Source organism: Streptomyces sp. LS-MS-L19, assembly GCF_058382285.1.
Genome location: NZ_JBYCLL010000001.1, coordinates 4,880,281 through 4,898,337, shown reverse-complemented (window position 1 = coordinate 4,898,337; position 18,057 = coordinate 4,880,281). Strand labels below are relative to the sequence as shown.

At 70.5% G+C, this 18,057-nt stretch carries 17 protein-coding genes; 10 read left to right on the top strand and 7 right to left on the bottom strand.

The window, feature by feature from the left end; genetic code table 11:
* Window positions 1-21 precede the first annotated feature (21 nt).
* The gene (locus AC2XR2_RS21925; RefSeq protein ID WP_449352656.1) at window positions 22-1,641 is read left to right on the top strand and encodes a helicase HerA-like domain-containing protein; all 1,620 of its coding nucleotides are present in this window, start codon (window positions 22-24) and stop codon (window positions 1,639-1,641) included.
* Window positions 1,642-1,851: 210 nt separating this feature from the next.
* On the opposite strand, the gene AC2XR2_RS21920 is transcribed toward AC2XR2_RS21925, so the two are convergent.
* The 4 genes from AC2XR2_RS21920 to AC2XR2_RS21905 form a co-directional block, all read right to left on the bottom strand.
* Window positions 1,852-2,172: a hypothetical protein gene (locus AC2XR2_RS21920; protein ID WP_491516064.1), complete on the bottom strand. Its 321-nt coding sequence runs from the start codon at window positions 2,170-2,172 to the stop codon at window positions 1,852-1,854.
* 271 nt (window positions 2,173-2,443) lie between these two features.
* Window positions 2,444-3,040 (bottom strand): HhH-GPD-type base excision DNA repair protein, encoded by a 597-nt coding sequence (locus tag AC2XR2_RS21915; RefSeq protein ID WP_330265871.1) that lies wholly within the window; start codon window positions 3,038-3,040, stop codon window positions 2,444-2,446.
* 24 nt (window positions 3,041-3,064) lie between these two features.
* The gene (locus tag AC2XR2_RS21910) at window positions 3,065-4,543 is read right to left on the bottom strand and encodes a hypothetical protein (RefSeq protein ID WP_491516063.1); all 1,479 of its coding nucleotides are present in this window, start codon (window positions 4,541-4,543) and stop codon (window positions 3,065-3,067) included.
* An 84-nt stretch (window positions 4,544-4,627) separates the two neighbouring features.
* Complete coding sequence (locus AC2XR2_RS21905; protein WP_491516062.1) at window positions 4,628-5,347, bottom strand: siderophore-interacting protein; 720 nt, start codon at window positions 5,345-5,347, stop codon at window positions 4,628-4,630.
* Between the two features lie 78 nt (window positions 5,348-5,425).
* Between AC2XR2_RS21905 and AC2XR2_RS21900 the strand changes: the two genes are divergently transcribed.
* The 5 genes from AC2XR2_RS21900 to AC2XR2_RS21880 all read left to right on the top strand — a co-directional run bounded on the left by AC2XR2_RS21900 (window position 5,426) and on the right by AC2XR2_RS21880 (window position 11,865).
* Window positions 5,426-7,516 carry a penicillin acylase family protein gene (locus AC2XR2_RS21900; protein ID WP_491518477.1) on the top strand — a complete coding sequence of 697 codons (2,091 nt, stop codon included), beginning with the start codon at window positions 5,426-5,428 and terminating at the stop codon, window positions 7,514-7,516.
* Between the two features lie 8 nt (window positions 7,517-7,524).
* Window positions 7,525-8,184 (top strand): GNAT family N-acetyltransferase, encoded by a 660-nt coding sequence (locus tag AC2XR2_RS21895; RefSeq protein ID WP_491516061.1) that lies wholly within the window; start codon window positions 7,525-7,527, stop codon window positions 8,182-8,184.
* Window positions 8,174-8,641 (top strand): cupin domain-containing protein, encoded by a 468-nt coding sequence (locus AC2XR2_RS21890; RefSeq protein ID WP_491516060.1) that lies wholly within the window; start codon window positions 8,174-8,176, stop codon window positions 8,639-8,641. Before AC2XR2_RS21895 ends, AC2XR2_RS21890 begins: the two co-directional genes overlap by 11 nt.
* Window positions 8,638-9,390, top strand: a complete 753-nt coding sequence (locus AC2XR2_RS21885; protein ID WP_491516059.1) for an SDR family NAD(P)-dependent oxidoreductase — start codon at window positions 8,638-8,640, stop codon at window positions 9,388-9,390. The genes AC2XR2_RS21890 and AC2XR2_RS21885 overlap by 4 nt, the downstream gene beginning before the upstream one ends.
* A 372-nt stretch (window positions 9,391-9,762) precedes the next feature.
* Window positions 9,763-11,865, top strand: coding sequence for a copper resistance CopC/CopD family protein (locus AC2XR2_RS21880; protein ID WP_491516058.1), 2,103 nt, complete (start codon window positions 9,763-9,765; stop codon window positions 11,863-11,865).
* On the opposite strand, the gene AC2XR2_RS21875 is transcribed toward AC2XR2_RS21880, so the two are convergent.
* A complete protein-coding gene (locus tag AC2XR2_RS21875) occupies window positions 11,831-12,673 on the bottom strand; it encodes a DUF72 domain-containing protein (protein WP_381303124.1) in 843 nt (280 codons plus the stop codon). The two genes, AC2XR2_RS21880 and AC2XR2_RS21875, sit on opposite strands and share 35 nt — an antisense overlap.
* A 117-nt stretch (window positions 12,674-12,790) precedes the next feature.
* Between AC2XR2_RS21875 and AC2XR2_RS21870 the strand changes: the two genes are divergently transcribed.
* Window positions 12,791-13,543, top strand: a complete 753-nt coding sequence (locus AC2XR2_RS21870) for an SDR family NAD(P)-dependent oxidoreductase (protein WP_491518476.1) — start codon at window positions 12,791-12,793, stop codon at window positions 13,541-13,543.
* Between the two features lie 118 nt (window positions 13,544-13,661).
* Window positions 13,662-13,925: a hypothetical protein gene (locus AC2XR2_RS21865; RefSeq protein ID WP_491516057.1), complete on the top strand. Its 264-nt coding sequence runs from the start codon at window positions 13,662-13,664 to the stop codon at window positions 13,923-13,925.
* Between the two features lie 430 nt (window positions 13,926-14,355).
* On the opposite strand, the gene AC2XR2_RS21860 is transcribed toward AC2XR2_RS21865, so the two are convergent.
* Window positions 14,356-14,742, bottom strand: a complete 387-nt coding sequence (locus AC2XR2_RS21860; RefSeq protein WP_491516056.1) for a hypothetical protein — start codon at window positions 14,740-14,742, stop codon at window positions 14,356-14,358.
* A 294-nt stretch (window positions 14,743-15,036) separates the two neighbouring features.
* Here AC2XR2_RS21860 and AC2XR2_RS21855 point away from each other — a divergent pair, with 294 nt between their 5' ends.
* A complete protein-coding gene (locus AC2XR2_RS21855) occupies window positions 15,037-15,765 on the top strand; it encodes a toll/interleukin-1 receptor domain-containing protein (protein WP_491516055.1) in 729 nt (242 codons plus the stop codon).
* A 124-nt stretch (window positions 15,766-15,889) separates the two neighbouring features.
* Here the strand turns inward: AC2XR2_RS21855 and AC2XR2_RS21850 are convergent, their stop codons facing one another.
* Entirely contained in the window at window positions 15,890-16,927 is a 1,038-nt protein-coding gene (locus AC2XR2_RS21850) for an FRG domain-containing protein (RefSeq protein WP_491516054.1), read from the bottom strand.
* 291 nt (window positions 16,928-17,218) lie between these two features.
* Here AC2XR2_RS21850 and AC2XR2_RS21845 point away from each other — a divergent pair.
* Window positions 17,219-18,018, top strand: a protein-coding gene (locus AC2XR2_RS21845) for an IS5 family transposase (RefSeq protein WP_491518475.1) whose coding sequence is annotated in 2 segments (ribosomal slippage) — window positions 17,219-17,554 and window positions 17,557-18,018 — 798 coding nt in all. Because the reading frame shifts where the segments join, the coding sequence is not laid out codon by codon here.
* Window positions 18,019-18,057 lie beyond the last annotated feature (39 nt).

Below are 18,057 nucleotides of genomic sequence, written 5' to 3'. Positions count from 1 at the left end.
TAGCGGGAACAGGGGTCTGGTATGAGCGAGCGAAGGACCGCACCCGGGGGCGTCACGGGGGTTCCCGCCGGAGCCGCCGACCGGTCCATGCCGGAGGCAAAACCCGCCTCCGCCGCCCTCCCGCAGCCGGCCCTGGAGATCGCGTCGGGCTACGCCTTCACCGGCCCCGCCCTCGATCTGGGCGCGCTCCTGTGGGACGGCGTCTGCCTGCCGGACGCGCAGGTCAGGATCCCCCTGCCGATGCTCAACCGGCACGGGCTGGTGGCCGGCGCCACCGGCACCGGCAAGACCAAGACGCTCCAGCTCATCGCCGAGCAGCTCTCCGCGCAGGGCGTGCCGGTCTTCCTGGCGGACATCAAGGGGGACGTGTCGGGGATCTCGGCGCCCGGTGCGCGGAACGAGAAGGTGCAGGCCAGGGCCGCGGACGTACACCAGGAGTGGGTGGCCACCGGGTTCCCCGCCGAGTTCTACGCCCTGGGCGGCATCGGGCACGGCATCCCCGTGCGGGCCACCGTCACCAGCTTCGGGCCGGTGCTGCTGTCCAAGGTGCTCCAGCTCAACCAGACCCAGGAGCAGTCCCTCGGCCTGATCTTCCACTACGCCGACCAGAAGGGGCTCGAACTCCTCGACCTGAAGGACCTCCGGGCCGTCGTCGCCTTCCTCACCTCCGACGAGGGCAAGGCCGAGCTGAAGAACATCGGGGGCCTGTCCACGGCCACGGCCGGGGTCATCCTGCGGTCCCTCACCGCGTTCGAGGCGCAGGGCATGGCGGACTTCTTCGGGGAGCCCGAGTTCGACACCGCCGAGCTGCTGCGGACGGCGAGCGACGGGCGGGGGCTGGTGTCCGTCCTGGAGCTGGCCGCCGTACAGGACCGGCCGCGGCTCTTCTCGACCTTCCTGATGTGGCTGCTCGCCGATCTCTTCCACGACCTGCCGGAGGTCGGGGACGCCGACAAGCCGAAGCTCGTCTTCTTCTTCGACGAGGCGCATCTGCTCTTCAACGGGGCCTCGAAGGCGTTCCTCGACGCCCTCACGCAGACCGTCCGGCTGATTCGCTCGAAAGGGGTCGGCGTCTTCTTCGTCACGCAGACCCCGAAGGACGTACCGGCCGATGTCCTCGGCCAGCTCGGCAACCGGATCCAGCACGCGCTCCGCGCCTTCACCCCCGACGACCAGAAGGCGCTCCGGGCGACCGTGAAGACCTTCCCCGACTCGGCCTACGACCTGGAGGAACTCCTCACCGGGCTCGGGACGGGCGAGGCCGTCGTCACGGTGCTGAGCGAGAAGGGCGCCCCCACGCCCGTCGCGGCGACCCGGCTGCGCGCCCCCGAGTCCCTGATGGGGCCCGTCGAGGCGGCAGCCCTGGACACGGCGGTCAAGGCCTCGGCCCTGTACGGCCGTTACGCACAGGCTGTGGACAGGGAGTCGGCGTACGAGAAGCTGAGTGCGCGGGGCGCCAAGGGCCCGGACGAGATGGCGGACGAGGTGAAGGCACCGGCCAGGAAGCCGAAGGACGACCCCTCCGTCGTCGAACAGGTCGTCGGCAGCGGGGTGTTCAAGTCCCTCGCACGGTCGCTGGGCACGCAGCTCGGGCGCGAGATCACCCGCTCGATCTTCGGTACGGCCCGGAGGAGGCGGTAGCCGAAGGGCCACGCCTCCTCCGGGCCCCGGTGGATCAGCCGCGCTTCGGTTCCTTCACCGGCGGCTTCCGGTCCTGGTGCTGCGCCTTCGGCGCACTGCGGGCGGCTTCCGCGCGCAGCAGGGCGCGCAGGATCGCGTACGGGTCGGTGGGCATGGCTGTATTCCTTGTTCCTCGCGTGAGTTCGAGCCGGCCTGGCGGAGCGGGCTCTGTCAGCAGCGCAGGACCACGGAACGCAGGGCGGGCAGCGCGTACGGCGGCCGCGGGGGCGCCGGGAGCCGACGGCTCTCGGCGACGGCGGGTGCCGTCCCGGGGAGCGGGGCGGGTCGCAGGGGTACGGCCGCTGCCCTGCGGTGGGCTGTGCGGGCCGGTGGCCGCAGGGCCGTGTCCAGGACGTCGTACTCGGCGACCTCACCGGCCACGACATGTGCGGCGTGCGTCTGTGCGGGGGCACCCGGCACCAGCAGCACGAGGAGCAGCACGAGCGCACGCAGCGGACCGAGCCGGTGCGGAAGGCGTCGTACGGTGCTCACCCAAGTCGTCTCCCCCTCCGACGCGCGCGCTTCCTCACAACGGCGCGGAGATTCACCCGGTTGCAGCAAGGGGGACGGGGGAGGGGTGCGGGTTCTTCGGGGCGGTCGGCAGGCTTGTGGATGCGGGCGGGGGTTGCGGGGTCCGCCGCGAGTCACTCAACGCCCCGATCGCAGCGGCGTACCGAGCGCACCGGCCCGGACCGGCGGCCGCCCCGCGGGACCAGCCCTCACCGGGCTCACGCGCGCCGACGACGACCAGCCGCCCGCCCGGCTAGGCCTTCTTCGTCGCCTTCGCTGCCTTCGCCGCCGCCTTCATCTCCTGCTTGTGGGCGCGGACCTTCGTCAGGGACTCGGGGCCCGTGATGTCGGCGACGGAGCGGAAGGACTTCGGCTCGCCGTACGCGCCGGCCGCCTCCCGCCACCCCTGCGGCTGCACGCCGAGCTGCTTGCCCAGCAGCGCCAGGAAGATCTGCGCCTTCTGCTTCCCGAACCCCGGCAGCTCCTGGAGGCGGCGCAGCAGCTCCCGGCCGTCCTCGACGCCCTTCCAGACCAGCTCGGCCTCACCGTCGTAGTGCTCGACGAGGTACTGGCACAGCTGCTGGATCCGCTTGGCCATCGAGCCCGGGTAGCGGTGCACGGCCGGCTTCTCGGAGAGCAGCGCGGCGAAGGCCTCCGGGTCCTGCGCGGCGATCTCGTGCGCGTCGAGGTCGTTCGCGCCGAGCCGGTCCGCGATGGTGCGGGGCCCCTTGAACGCCCACTCCATCGGAACCTGCTGGTCCAGCAGCATCCCGACCAGCGCGGCGAGCGGGGACCGGCCGAGGAGTTCGTCGGCCTCGGGGTCCTGGGCGAGGTGAAGGGTGACGTCCATGCCCCGATCATGCCCCCGCGCCGGTCATCGCTCCACGTGAGGGCTGGTGAGAGCCGCGCCGAAGTAGCCCTTGACGCCCCGGACGGTGATGCCGGCGCTCTTGCCGCACAGGTTCACCGAGCCCTTGAGGACCGGCCCGGAGGCCGAGCCGCGGGCGATCCACAGGCAGCCGTCGTTGTTCTCGGTGGGCGCGGCCACGACCGTCTCCGCCCGGCCGTCGCCGTTGAGGTCGGCGAGGTGGACGGCCTGGCCGAACGCGTCACCGGTCTCCACCGCGCCGGGCACGTCGGTCGTGTCCTGGGTGTACCCGGCGGCCTTGGCGGTGGTCAGGCCGGTGGCGGAGCCGCGCAGCAGGACGGCGGTGCCGGCCCTCGCGCGGGTGCCCACGGCCTCGTCGGGGGAGCCGACCAGGACGTCGGCGTACCCGTCCTTGTTCACGTCGCCGACGCTCAGCGACTGGCCGAACCGGTCGCCCCACTCCGCGCCGCCCGGCACGCCCGCGGTGTCCTGGTGGAAGACCTTGGGCTTCTGGGCGGCCGAGATGCCCTGCGCGCTGCCGTAGAGGACCTGGATCTCGCCGCCCTTGTGCGCGGCGGCCTCGCCGTTGTAGTCGTCCTCGGCGATTGCCGTGACGAGGTCGCCGTAGCCGTCGCCGTTGACGTCACCGATCTGTCCGGCGTGGCCGTCGGCGTAGGGCAGCTCGGCGGGCCAGTTGGCCAAGTAGTCCTCGGGGTCGGGGGCGCCGGTGTCGAGGTGGACGGAACCGCGCAGGTCGTCGTCGGACGCGCCCGGGAGCCAGAAGCGCTCGGCCTTGCCGTCGCCGTTCACGTCGCCCATCACCACACCGCGGGAGTTCATCCGCGACTCCAGATAGTGCGAGGCGGCCCTGCCGGTGCGGGTGAAGGGCCCCGAGTAGGAGGAGGCCTCGCAGCCGGAGCCGACGCCCAGCTCGGGGGCACCGTCACCGTTCATGTCACCCGTGGCCAGCGACATGCCGAAGCGGCAGTACGTCCAGCCCTCGCCGAAACCGGCCGGCGGGGCGATGCTCGCCCCGCCCTTCAGCCCGCTGGGCCCGCCCCACACGACGGTCACGGTGCCCCGCAGGTCGACACCGCCGACGTTCTCGTCCGGGGTGCCGACCAGCAGGTCCGCGTACCCGTCCCGGTCCAGGTCGGCACTGGCCACCGTCGTGCCGAACCCGTCCCACGCCTCCGGGTCGCCCGGGATCCCGGTCGTGGCCTGGGTGATGACGGTCCGGCGGGTGGGGCTCACCGAGGACTTCGAGCCGTACAGCACGACGACCGCGCCGGCCTCCTCCACGCTGCCGTTGGCCGCGTTCGGGGCACCGACCGCGAGGTCCCGGTAGCCGTCACCGTTGAAGTCGTCCTGGACGGCGGCGGTGTTGACCCCCTTGTAGGGGGCGGCCGCGGACGACGTCACGGGCGTGAGCGTGACGGCGACGGACGCGGTGAGCACGGCGGCCGCGATGACGGCTCTGCGCAACGGGACTCCTCGGTAAGGGGCAACAGCCGTCCCTTACGACACACCGGCCACGCGAAGAGTTGTACGCACGGCGTGGATGCACCGTCAGGGCCTCCAGTACCCCAGCGCGTTCACCCGCTCCTTCGGCACGCCCAGCTCCTTGCGGACGTACGACGACAGGGCGCGGGTCGTCGCCGTGTCGCAGGCGATCCAGACGTAGGCGTCCGGATGGGTCCCCAGCAGGGCCGGCAGGTCCGCCTTCGCCTGGGCGACCAGGTGCGCGCCGGAGTCGAGGCGCAGGACCCGGCGGACCTCGTGGCGGGCGGGGTCGGTGCGGAAGGGGAGGGCGTCGTCGCCGCCCTCGAACCAGACCGTCGCGGGGGAGGAGTCCAGCGCGCCGAGAAGGGAGTTGAGGGCGGGCAGGGAGGCCGGGTCGCCGAAGGCGAAGACGTGGGAGGGCTCGGGGTCGGGGCGGTCGAAGCCGGTGCCGTGGACCGTGGCCTCGACGGTGTCACCGGGCTTGGCCGTGCGGGCCCAGTCGCTGGCGACGCCGTCGTGCAGGGCGAACTCCAGGCTGAAGGTGCCGGCCCCGGGGTCCGGGTCGACCAGGGTGTAGGCGCGCTGGTGCGGCTTGCCCGCGGCGGAGAACCACAGCCGTACCCACATCGTGGGGTGCACGCCGGTGGCGGCGAGCATTCCGCCGTCGGTGAGATGCACCCGGCGGTACGCGTCGGTGACGTCCTCCGCGCCGGTCACGGTGAACTCGAAGTCCTTCGCGCGCAGCAGCCGCAGGACCGCGCCCTCCCAGCCGTGCCCCTGGCCCATGGTGTTTCACCCTTCACGTACGATTCCCACACCGAGAAAACTTAGGTAAGCCTAACTTAAAGAGAAGCGGGTGTGAGGGTGAGTACCGAGATCTACCGGGACGCCTGGGGGATCCCCCACCTCCGCGCGGACAGCGCGCGGGAACTCGCCCGTGCCCAGGGCCGGGTCACCGCCCGCGACCGTGCCTGGCAGCTGGAGGTCGAACGGCACCGCGCCCAGGGCACCTCGGCCGCCTTCCTCGGCGCCGGTGCGCTGTCCTGGGACACCCTCGCGAGACGGGCCCGCCTCGACGACACCGCGAGACGCTGCTTCACGGCCCTGGAGAGACGGGACCCGGAGACGGCCGACTGGGTGCGGGCGTACGTCGAAGGGGTCAACGAGGAGCTGCCGGCCACCGAGGCCCCGGAGTTCACCCGCACCGGCCTCGCCCCCGGGCGCTGGGAACCCTGGACCCCGCTCGCCGTCTGGCTCTCCACGCACATCCTCTTCGCGGGCTTCCCGGCCAAGCTCTGGCGGGACGAGGCGCTACGGCACCTGGGCCCGGACGCGGTCGGCCTCTTCGCCACCGACGGCCCCGGCACCGCGGGCAGCAACGGCTGGCTGGTCGCGGGCGCCCGCACCACCACCGGGCACGCCGTGCTCGCGGGCGACCCGCACCGCTTCATCGAGGACCCCGGCGTCTACCAGCAGATCCGCCTGTCCTGCCCCGAGTTCGACGTCCTCGGCCTCGCCGTGCCCGGGGTCCCCGGCATCGCCCACTTCGGCCACGCCGGCCCGGTCGCCTGGTCCATCACCAACGCGATGGCCGACTACCAGGACCTCTACCGAGAGCGCCTGCGCCGCACGGGTGCGGGCATCGAGGCCCTCGCCCCGGACGGCACCTGGCGGCGCGCCTCCCGGCACACGGAGACCGTCGAGGTGGCGGGCGAGGAACCGGTCGAGATCGAGGTGATCGAGACCGACCGGGGCCCGGTGATCGCGGGCGGCCCGGAGGGGCTGGACGGGGGAGTGCCGGCAGGGGAGGCAGCGCTTCTCCACCCGCCGGTGGCCCTTTCCCTCCGTCACCCGCCCCGCGTCACCGAGGACCTCGGCTTCAGCGCCCTCCTCCCCCTCCTCCGCGCCCGCCGCACCGCCGACGTGGACCGGGCCTTCGACCGGTGGGTCGAGCCGGTGAACGTGGTGCAGGCCGCCGACACCGAGGGCGGGCTGCTGCACCGGGTCGCGGGGCGGGTCCCGGTGCGCGCGGAGGCCAACCGCCTGCGGCCCGTCCCCGCCTGGGAGCCCGGCCACGAATGGCGGGGCTGGCACGAGACGCCCCGAGCCGCTCTCGCCGACGGGGTCGCCGTGATGGCGAACCAGCGCGGCCCCGCCGCCCCCCTCGGCGTCGAGTTCGCCCCGCCCCACCGCGCGCACCGCATCACCGCCCTGCTGGCGGAGAAGGACCGCTGGACCGCGGCCGACATGCCGGCGATCCACACGGACACCCACCTCGCCTCGGCCCAGCCCCTGCTGGACCGCCTCCGGAACCTGGACGGAGTGAGCCCCGAGGCCGCGACCCTGAGGGAAACGGTTCTCCGCTGGGATCGCCGTATGACCGCGGACAGCCACGAGGCCGCGCTCTACGCCGCCGTCCGCAGCGCGGTCGTACGACGCCTGGCGGCCCACCCCGCCTTCGCCGCGCTGACCACCGCGCCCGCCTACCCCGACGTCCTCCTCCCCTGGCTCGGTCTCCTCCCCAGGATCGCCTTCGCCCTCGAACACCTCCTGCGCGCAGAGGAGTTGTACGGAGTCGACCGGGACGAGATGGTGCGCGGCGCCCTGGAGGAGGTGGCCGCCGAGCCGCCGCGCGGCACCTGGGGCGACACCCACCGCCTCGCCCCCTGGCGGGCACTTCCCGAGCACGACCCGGACGCCCCCGCCCTCTCCGGCGACCACGACTGCGTCCTGTGCACCTCGGCGGTCCCCGGACTCACCGACCTCGCCGCCCGCGGCCCGGCCGCCCGGTACGTCTGGGACCTGGCCCGCCGCGAGGACAGCCTCTGGGTGGTCCCGCTGGGCGCGTCCGGCGTCCCCGGCTCCCCCCATCACCGCGACCAACTCCCCTTGTGGCTCAGGGGAGATCTCGTCCCGGTCGTCACCGACTGGCACCACCTGACCAAGGAAGACTGAGGAGACCGATGCCCCGCACCCCCGCCCGTGAAGCGGCCCACGCCCCTGCCGACGAGGATGTCCGCACCCCCGCCCGTGAAGCGGTCCACGCCCAGACCGTCCCCGGCTTCGGCACCGTCCGCGTGCTGCGCCTCGACCCGCACGCCGACGCCCCCACCGTGCACGCGTGGGTGCGCGAGGAACGGGCCGCGTTCTGGGGCATGAACGGCCTCACCGAGGAGCAAGTGGCCGAGATCTACGCCCACTTGGACACCCTCGACACCCACCACGCCTACCTCCTGGAGAAGGACGGCGACCCGGCCGGGCTGCTCCAGACCTACGAGCCGGAGGCCGACCGGGTCAGCGAGTGCTACGAGGTCCGCCCCGGCGACATCGGCGTCCACCTGCTGCTCGCGCCGGCGGCCGAGGGGGCCCCCACCTCCGGGTGGTCCTCGGCGCTGCTGAGCGCGGTCGCCTCGTACGTGCTGCGGGGCCTGGACCGGCGGCGGGTCGTCGTCGACCCGGACGTGCGCAACGAGAAGGCGATCGCCCGTTTCCTGAAGCAGGGATTCGTGGCGGGCGAGGCGGTCGTCCTCCCGGAGATCGACCTCCCCGACGTCCACCTGCCCGAGAAGCACGCCCAACTGGCCTTTCTGACACGGGAGGTAGCCTTCCCGGGTGACGCCTGACGACCTCGTCGCCCACTACGGCCTGGAACCGATCCCCCGCGAGGGCGGCCTGTTCCGGCAGACCTGGGCGGGCCCGGAGCGCGCCGACGGACGACCGCACGGCACCGCGATCGTCGCGCTCCTGACCGCGGACGACTACTCCGCGCTGCACCGCCTGCCCAGCGACGAGATCTGGCACCACTACCTCGGCGACCCCCTGGACCTGCTGCTCCTCGCCCCCGACGGCACCGCGACCACCCCCGTCCTGGGCCCGGACATAAGGAGCGGCCAGCGCCCCCAGCTGACCGTGCCCGCGGGCACCTGGATGGGCGCCAGGACCCGCGGCGCGTGGACCTTCTTCGGCTGCACCATGGCCCCCGGCTTCACCTACGAGGGCTACGAGCACGGCGACGCGGCCGAGCTGACGGCGCGTTATCCCGCCGAGGCCGCGCGGATCGCGGCACTGTGCCGTCCATGAGACTCCTGGAGGGCCAGGTCGCCCTGGTCACGGGCGCGGGCGGCGGCATCGGACGGGGCATCGCGCTGCGGTTCGCCGAGCAGGGGGCGGCGGTCGCGGTCCATTGCCGTACGGCGGTGGCGGCGGCCCGTGAAGTCGCGGCCAGGATCGAGGACGTGGGCGCCCGGGCCGTCGTACTGGAAGCGGACCTGCGGGACGAGGAGGGGTGCCGGCGGCTGGTGCGGGAGGCCGCGGAATGGGGCGGGGGACTGACCGCGCTGGTCAACAACGCGGGCGTGCAGCCCACACGGCCGCTGCCCGGGATGACGGCGGCCCAGTGGCGGGAGGTCGTGGACACCAACCTCACCGGCGTCTTCGCCTGTACGCAGGCCGCCGCGGAGCTCATGCGGCCGGGTGGGTCGGTGACCCACATCGCGTCGATCGAGGCGAGCCACCCCGCGCCGGAGCACGCCCACTACTCCGCCTCCAAGGCCGCGATCGTCATGCACGCCCGGTCCGCGGCCCTCGAGTACGGCCCGCACGGCATCCGCGTCAACACCGTCTCCCCTGGCCTGATCGACCGCGCCGGTCTGGCGGAGGCCTGGCCGGAGGGGGTGGAGCGCTGGACCCGTCGGGCTCCGCTGGGCCGGCTCGGACGCCCCGAGGACGTGGCCGACGCCTGCGTGTTCCTTGCCTCCCCGCTCGCGTCCTGGATCACCGGGCACGACCTGGTGGTGGACGGCGGGGTGACGGCGGGGGCGGTGTGGTGAGCCGCACGGATCACTGGAGCGGGGCCGGGCCGGTGGACGGACGGAGTGCTCGTTGCCCGGCAGCGGGGGTGAGCGTGGACACGGCGGGCACCGCTGGGCCGCCTCGGGCGCCCGGAGGACGTGGCCGACGCGGGGTCGGCGGGGTCGGCGTGGTGAGCGTCGTGGCCGGGGAGGCGGGTGGACGGAATCACCGATGCCGGGCCGGGTGGGTGGGCAGGCGGAGTCGGCGTTGACCCGCCGTGCCGGTGAGCGCTGCGTCCTCCGCGTCCGTACCTATCGGGAAGACCGCGAGTCCAGGTACGGAGTAGTGACGTGAGGTGTGAGCGTGCGCGCAGCAGCGGAGGCCGGCGAAGGCGAGGACTTCAAGGGCTGGTGCTGCTCGGCACCGTGCTGGTCCTGCTCCTCCTCGGCGGTGGAACGGCGTCGGCCCACGCGGCCCTCCGCTCCACCGACCCCGGAGACGGAACCGTCCTCAAGTCGTCCCCCCGCTCCATCATCCTGACCTTCACCGAGTCCGTCGGCCTGCTCGACGACTCCTTCCGGGTCCTGACCCCCGAGGGCAAACGCCTGGAGATCGGCGAGGCCGGCCACGGCACGGGCGGTTCGGACACGGCCAGCGTCTCCCTGCCGGCCAAGCTCGCCCAGGGCACCTACACCGTGGCCTGGCGAGTCGTCTCGGCCGACAGCCACCCGGTATCCGGCGCCTTCACCTTCTCGGTCGGCAAACCCTCCCCGGCCACCGTCGTCGTGGACACCGGCCCGACCGAGGACCCGGCCACGGAGAGCCTCTTCAACATGGGCCGTTACCTGGCCTACCTCGCCGCGGCCCTGCTCATCGGCACCGCCGTCTTCCTCACCGCCTGCCGTCCCCCGGACCCGGCCCACCTGCGCAGGCTGCTGTGGGCGGGCTGGGGCACCCTGCTCGGCTCGACCCTGTTCCTGCTGGTGCTGCGCGCGCCCTACGAGGCGGGGACGGGCCCGGCCTCCGCGTTCTCCCTGAAGGCCTTCGAACGCACGCTGAGCACCCGCCCCGGCGAGGCCCTCCTGGTCCGCGTGGCCCTGCTCCTGGTCGCGTACTTCTTCGTCGTACGACTGCTGCGGCTCGGTGAGTCGAGGCTGTCCCGCCCGTGGCAGGCGGCCGGGGCCGTGCTCGCCGTGGGCCTGGCGCTGACCTGGGCCGCCGCCGAGCACGCGTCCGCCGGGATCCAGGTGCCGGTGGCGATGACGTCCGCGGTGCTGCACGTGCTGGCGATGTCGGTCTGGCTGGGCGGCCTCGCGGCACTGCTCACGCTCCTGTACCGGGCCCCGTCCCAGCTCCCGGCCCCCGTCGTCACCCGCTTCTCCCAGCTGGCCTTCGCCTCGGTGACCGTCCTCGTCGCCACCGGCGTCTACCAGTCCTGGCGCGGTCTCGGCTCCTGGAGCGAGATCACCGGGACGACGTACGGCCATCTCCTGGTCTTCAAACTGATCGCGGTGACCCTGCTGCTGACGGCGGCGAGGATGTCGCGACGGTGGACGGGACGACTGGCCACGGCCGGCACCAAGGCGAAGCCGCCCGTCGAGGAGAAGGTGCCGGAGCGGGTAGGAGTGGCGGTGGAAGCGGCGGTGGTCGCGGAACGGGTGCGGGCCTCGGCGGTGGTCGCAGAGCGGGTGGGAGCACCGGCGACGGCCTCGGGGTCCGGGGATGGGCCGAGTGCGGCCTCGGAGTCTGTCGGCGAACCGGCTGCGGGCGCGAGGTCTTTGAGTGAACCGGCTGCGGCCTCGAAGTCTTTGGGCGGGACTTCGGCCGGTTCGGAGTCCTCGGGCGGGACTTCCGCGGGTTCGGAGTCCTTGGGCGGGACTTCCGCTGGTTCGAAGCCCGCGGACGGGACTCCCCCAGACCCCGCGCGTCCGGACGGAGCGCCTACAGACCCCGCGCGTCCGGGCGGAGCGCCCGCGCGCCCGACCCCGGCGTCCGCCACCCCCGGCCCGGCCGGCCCGGCCGGAGCGGCCTACCGGCACCGCCTGCGCCGTTCCGTCCTCGCCGAAGTGGCCGTAGGTGTCGTGGTGCTGGTGCTGAGCACCGTGCTGAGCGGCACGCTGCCCGGCCGGGCGCAGGCCGAGGCGGCCGAGGCGGGCCCGGCCTCGGGCGGACTGCCCGCCGCGTCCGTGACCAACATCCCGTTCGCCGTGGCCGGCGCCTCGGGCAAGGTGCAGATCACCCTCGACCCGGGCCGCACCGGCGACAACTCCGTGCAGGCCATCGTCTACGCGGTCGACGGCGGCCTCGCCACGGTCCCCGAACTCCGGCTGTCCTTCACCCTCCCGGCCAAGCAGATCGGCCCGATCGACGCCCAGCTGAAGGACAAGGGCGGCTACTGGGGCACGAACGACCTCACCCTGCCCCTGGCCGGCGACTGGCAGATGAAGGCCACGATCAGGGTGTCCGACATCGACCAGGTCAGCGTGACGAAGTCGGTGCGGATCGTGGGCTGAGCAGGTCGTCCATGGTCTCGGCGGCGTGTACGGCGGCCGCCGCGCAGCAGTTGTTGAACAGGACGTGGACCTGGTCGACCCGTTCGGCCAGTGCCCGCAACCGCGGTACCCACTCGGCGAGTTCGGCGCGCGAGTAGTCGTACCGGAAACGGTCCTCCTTGCTGCCGCGGCCCCAGGAGGAGCTGCGCCCGTGGAAGCGGACGACGGCCAGCCGGTTCGCGGTGACGGGGGTGACCGGTGGCAGGGAGGCGGGCAGGCCCTGGCGCATGTCGACGGCGACGGCGGCGAAGCCGTACTTGCGCAGCAGCGCGCAGGTGAGGTCCTGCTGCCGCTCCTCCCACCAGGACGGATGCCGGAACTCCACCTGGACGGGCCACCCGGCGGTCCGTTCGGCGGTCTCCTCCAGGAACCGCTCGGCCCGCGCCCCCGGTCGCAGCCACGGCGGGAACTGGAACAGCACCCCGCCGAGCCGCCCGGCCTCCCGCAACGGCTCGATCCCGGCGGCGAACCGCGTCCAGACCTCGTCCAACGGGACGTCCGCGAGCGCGGCCTGCTTCGCCGGATGCCCGGTGAGCGGGGCGTACGCCTTCACGTCGAACACGAACTCCGCCGGCGTCCGTTCCACCCAGAGCCGGCTGTTGCGCTCACTGGGCAGGGCGTAGAAGCTGCCGTCCACCTCGACGACGGGGAACCGCCCGGCGTAGAACCGCAGCCGCCGCTCCGCGTCCCGCCACCCCGGCGGGTACCAGCCGCTGCGGACGAGCGCGGGGTCGGTCCAGGAGCACGTGCCGACAAGGATGTTGGTCATGGGTCCCGGGTACCGACTTAGGGTGCGGGCATGACTCCCCATGCGACATCCCATGCGCCTTCTGAGGCCACTTCCGCGGCGGCTTCCGGGGCGACTTCTGAGGCGTATCTCTCCCAACTGTTCTCGCTAAGTGGCCGCGTGGCCCTGGTGACGGGCGGTAGCTCGGGCATCGGCAGGGCGATCGCGGGGGCGTTGGCGCGGGCGGGGGCGAGCGTGGTGGTGGTGGCCCGCAGGGAACCCGAACTGGCCGCGGTGGTGGACGAGTTGCGAGCGGACGGCTGCCGAGCGGCGTGGGTGAGCGGCGACTTGAGCACGAGGGACGGGGTCCGTACGGCGGCGGAGGCGGCCGCGGCCGTGTTCGGGGAGCCGGACATCCTGGTCAACTCGGCGGGAGTGAACCTGCGTCCACCGATGAACGACCTCACGGACGAGGTGTGGGACACCACGATGGCCGTCAACCTGGAGGCCCCCTACCTCCTGGGTCAGCGCTTCGGCCCCGGCATGGCGGAGCGCGGCTTCGGCCGCATCATCCACGTCAGCTCCCAGCAGGCCCACCGCGCGTTCGTCCAGAGCGGCGCCTACGGCGTCTCCAAGGGTGCCCTGGAATCCCTGGCCCGCTCCCAGGCCGAGGCCTGGTCCCCGCACGGGGTCACCTGCAACACCCTCGTCCCGGGCTTCGTCCTGACCCCCCTCAACGCCCGCCTCGCCGACGACCCGGAGAAGGTCGCGTCCCTGGCCGCCCGCACGATGACCGGCCGCAACGGCCTCCCCGAGGACTTCGCGGGCGCGGCGGTGTTCCTGGCGAGCGGGGCGGCGGGGTACGTGACGGGGCAGTCGCTCTTCGTCGACGGGGGATTGTCGGTGCACTGAGGCCGTGCGCCGGAGCCAGGTCGCTCAAGGTGCAGGCAGGCGCCCGCGGAGTCATCGTGGGCGTAGGGCGGAAGAGGGCAGCGGAGGCTTGGTGGGAACGGACCCCAAGGAGGACACCATGCAGCAGCACGACCTGACAGCGCCCCAGAGGAAGGCCTTCGAGGACAACGAGGCCGACTTCCGCAGACTCGACGACGAACTACGCGACCTCCGGGAAACCGCCCGAGCACGCCTGAGGACCAACGGCTGGGAACCCGACTCCAACGACACCCAGCCCTGCCTGTCCTGCTCGTGCCCCGACTTCGTACCCGGCGGCACCCTGGGCAACTGCAAACGCTCCGGCTGCCCACACTCACTCATCAACCACGACCTGCCCATCTGAACACCGGGGGCACGGACCCTGTCGAGATCATCGCGCCGGCGGGCAGGCGGGACGCCCTACTCGGATCACGAGCGGGCGCTCTACGACATCGTCGACGGACGCACGGAGAAACGAGACGTCCTCCGCAGGAGCCGACCGAGACGGAAACTGAGAAGAAAAACGTCGAAGGGCCCCACCGCGAACGGTGGGGCCCTTCGACATCGTGCCCGGTGAGGCACTGGCGGAGGATACGAGATTCGAACTCGTGAGGGGTTGCCCCCAACACGCTTTCCAACTGTGGTGGCGCGGCGGCGGCACTCATACAAGGACGTTCACCTGCGTTCATGGACGGCTGACCCATGAGGCGAACTCGGTGAACGGTCCTCGATGAACGACCGTGAACGGAGCTGAATGAGACGGAAACTGAGACGGTCAGGCATCGGTGGCAGCTTCACTCTTCCCCGGGTGGGATGAGGCGATCCGCGCTCTCGGCGTCGTCCACGTGTCCGTGGGCGTCGACGGTGATAGGGGTGGCTCGTCCCTTGGCTGTGATGAGCCATGCCAGTACCTGTTCGGTCAGTGGCCCGTTGTCGGGGCCTTCGTTCTTCCAGTACGCGCGCCATCCTCCCCCGGGGATGGCGGCGGCCACCTGGTCGGCTTGCTCAAGGTGGGAGAAGTCCGGGTAGTCCGTGACCGGGCGGCGGGTACCGCGCTTGGGGTCGACTACGAGGGCAACACCGGTCGTCTCGTCCCAGTCGTCTACGTTCACGGTCCGGCCGATCATCGTCTCCGCACCGGTGAATATGGCGAGCCATCCTGTGCCGTTGAAGTAGCGCATGCGGTCATCGTCCATGACCTCAGTCGGCGTCACCGCAGAAGGCGGGTCCTAATGGGGCATCAGCTTGGGAAGCTGCGATCGCTCATGGCCGGCTCGGTCGCTGACCTGCGCGAACAGGCGGGTTGCGACGGCGCTGGTGGCTCTCGCTTCACCGTGATCCCCCGTTGTTCCCCGCCTCTTCTGGTGCGCTTGTGGTGCGTCCTTCTGAGAGCGGTCGCATCGACTGTCAGTCCCCTGGTCTAACGTGAGTTGGCAGTCGAACCATCTAGGCGCGGCAGCTACAGGAGAAGAACGATGGCACAGAAGTTCAACCCCGCAGCCTTCCGTCAGCAGATGCGTAAGGCACAGGCTGCCGCCCGAGATGTTCAGCGAGCGGCGGACAAGCTGAAGCGCGACGTCGATCAATACAACCGGGAGGCTCAGCAGCACAATCGCCGCACAGCGCAAGCGGTGGCGGCGTACAACAACCAGGTTGATGCCCACAACCGTGAGGTACAGCGCCACAACCGAGCTGCCCAGCAGGGCAGCGCTCGCCGCACTGTTCACTTGACCGCGAGCGAACAGGAACTCGCCGAACGCCTGCAGGAGGCCGTCCCCGCTCAAGGGGAGCGCGACCACGACGTGTTCCTTAGCTACGCCCGTCGTGACGGTTATGAAGTAGCGAAAGAGCTGTGCGAGGAGCTAGATGACCAGGGCGTAGACGTCTGGTTCGACGACGTCACGATCCGTCCGGGTAAGAGCCTAGCCCGCCAGATGGACGAGGGCTTGCGGAAGGCTCGTGCTGGCGTCGTCCTGGTCACCCCTGTCTATCTGACTGGTCGTCTCTGGCCGGAGCGCGAACTCGGAGTGTTGCTGCACAAGCCCACAGTAATTCCGGTGCTCCACCAAGTCTCGTTCGAGGAAGTCGCTAATTTCAGCGCCATGCTCTCGGACCTCGCCGGTTTTAGCACGGAAAATGACGCCGTCGCGGAGATTGCCGCCAAGATCGGCGTGGCGGTCCTTGATACCGAGGAGCGCCAGTAGGCCCGAGCTATGAGAGGGCTGACCTCTACGTTGGCAGAGCCCTGGTCGACACTCCAGACACATGGCTCAGGGAACCCCTTGACAGCCGGGCTCCGAAGCAGCTCACGTCCTTACCAAGGCGCAGCTACTTCGACTTGGAGGGTTGGAGGGCCTGTTCCGCCATTCTGACTGCGAGCCGCCTGACTTCGCTGACTGGCGGGTACATGGAATCGGTAGTAATAGGAGGAGTTGTTTCAGCTAGAAGACTCCTCAAGTCGCGTTTCCATTGGGCCGGAATCCGAATGGTCCATCCGGTGGCAGGCCAGTTCTTGCTAAGTTTAGTAGCGCGTAGTGGGAAGTCAATGCTGAGGGTGGTCACATTGGTGCGCTCACTTGCGGGGAGCGTCTTTCCATCTGGGCGATTCATTGTCATCTTTGGGTAACTAGCAATAAGCCCGCCGAGTAGAAATCTTCCGCGCTGGGCGCGCATTCGGGGGTCCAAGACGTGCCCCTTGTCCACGGCTACTCGTGTGGTCCAGTCTCCCTTTGCTCGCGTTTCCCCGCGCCTCGCATCTTCCCATGCAAGTTTATCCTTCTCTGACAGATCGATAACGTATTGATCTGCCGGATCGTTCTTTAGGTGAATAAGGAATAGCCGCCCGTCCGTGTCGTCATCGCGGTCTACCGCGAAGAACAAGGCTTCATGAGGACGTTCAGAAACGTCGATGAGTCGAGTCGGGATACCGTGATGTTGTAGAACTGACAGGAGCTCGCCATCTTTCATCAGTCGACCAAGACCTTGCTTTTTCATCTCGTCAAGAATGGCTTGCTCCGCAGCATGCATCATTCCTTCAGTGACACGCTGACCCTGTGCCTGATAACAGAGTCGGTAGAGACTTGACGAGAGCGCATAGCTGGCATTCGGCTGGCCTCTATAGAAAATTAGTTTCTCGCGATCCTTATATGATGGCAATGGCGCGGTAGACCCTTTGATTGTGCCTGCGGCTCCATTATTCAGCCAATCCCATAGTTGGTCGGCTGACTGGAGTCCGATGCGGTCATTCAATTCCCGTTCCGAGAAGTACTGATCCGCTACAGTTTGCGCAGTACCGCGAAACCTCATCGTTAGGCTCGGAAGAACAGCATTCGCTGCCCCGGATACAGTCTCGGAAGGGGTCGTCATGTCGGAGATATTAGACCTCCTAGCGGTGTGGCCGACGTCGCCCCGGTCTGGTCGCTTGCCATCGCAACATCCACAACCGATCTCGGGGGTCCTGACCTGCGGCAGTCTTATCGAGCCATGTCGTGGCCTGCTGTCGAACTGTCACTACCTGTCGACATTGGTCACGATTGAGTACCCTTCCATGACCCGAGGAGGGCCTCGGCGGACACTCGTGCGCGGGAAGGCTGACTTGCATCGTTGAAAATAAGGCGTCATCTCATTTGGCTGAGTAAGCTCCCGGTCGTGGTGGGGATCGTTGAGCGGCTGGTGCCGGATGAGTTGTGGGAGCTGTTTCAGCGGGTGGTGCCGGAGGCGCCGTCGCGACCTCAGGGAGGTGGCCGGCGTCGGCACGGCGACCGCGAAGTGCTGGCCGCGATCGTGTTCGTGGCCACGTCGGGCTGCACGTGGCAGCAGTTGCCTTCCGCCTCGTTCGGCCCGTCAGGGGCGACGGCTCACCGGCGCTTTGCCGAGTGGACGAGGGCCCGCGTATGGGCCAAGCTCCACCGCCTGGTCCTCGACGAGCTGGGCTCCCGTGGCGAGTTGGACTGGTCCCGGTGCGCGATCGACTCGGTGAACATGCGGGCGCTGAAAAGGGGGACCTGACAGGCCCGAATCCTGTCGATCGGGGCAAGTACGGCTCGAAGATCCACCTGATCACCGAGCGGACCGGTCTGCCCCTGTCCGCCGGAATCTCTGGGGCCAACCTGCACGACAGTCAGGCGCTGATCCCGTTGGTGCAAGGGATACCGCCGATCCGCTCACGGCGCGGACGCCGACGGCGCAGGCCGTCCAAACTCCACGCCGACAAGGGATACGACTACGGTCACCTGCGCCGATGGTTACGCGGACGCGGCATCAAGCACCGCATCGCCCGCAAAGGCATCGAGTCCTCGACCCGGCTGGGCCGCCACCGCTGGACCATAGAACGCACCATGTCCTGGCTCGCCGGATGCCGCAGACTGCACCGACGCTACGAGCGCAAAGCCGAGCACTTCCTGGCCTTCACCAGCATCGCCTGCACCCTCATCTGCTACCGCAGACTCACCAAATGAGATGACTTCTAAGTACCTCCCAGACCGTAGATGCCGTAG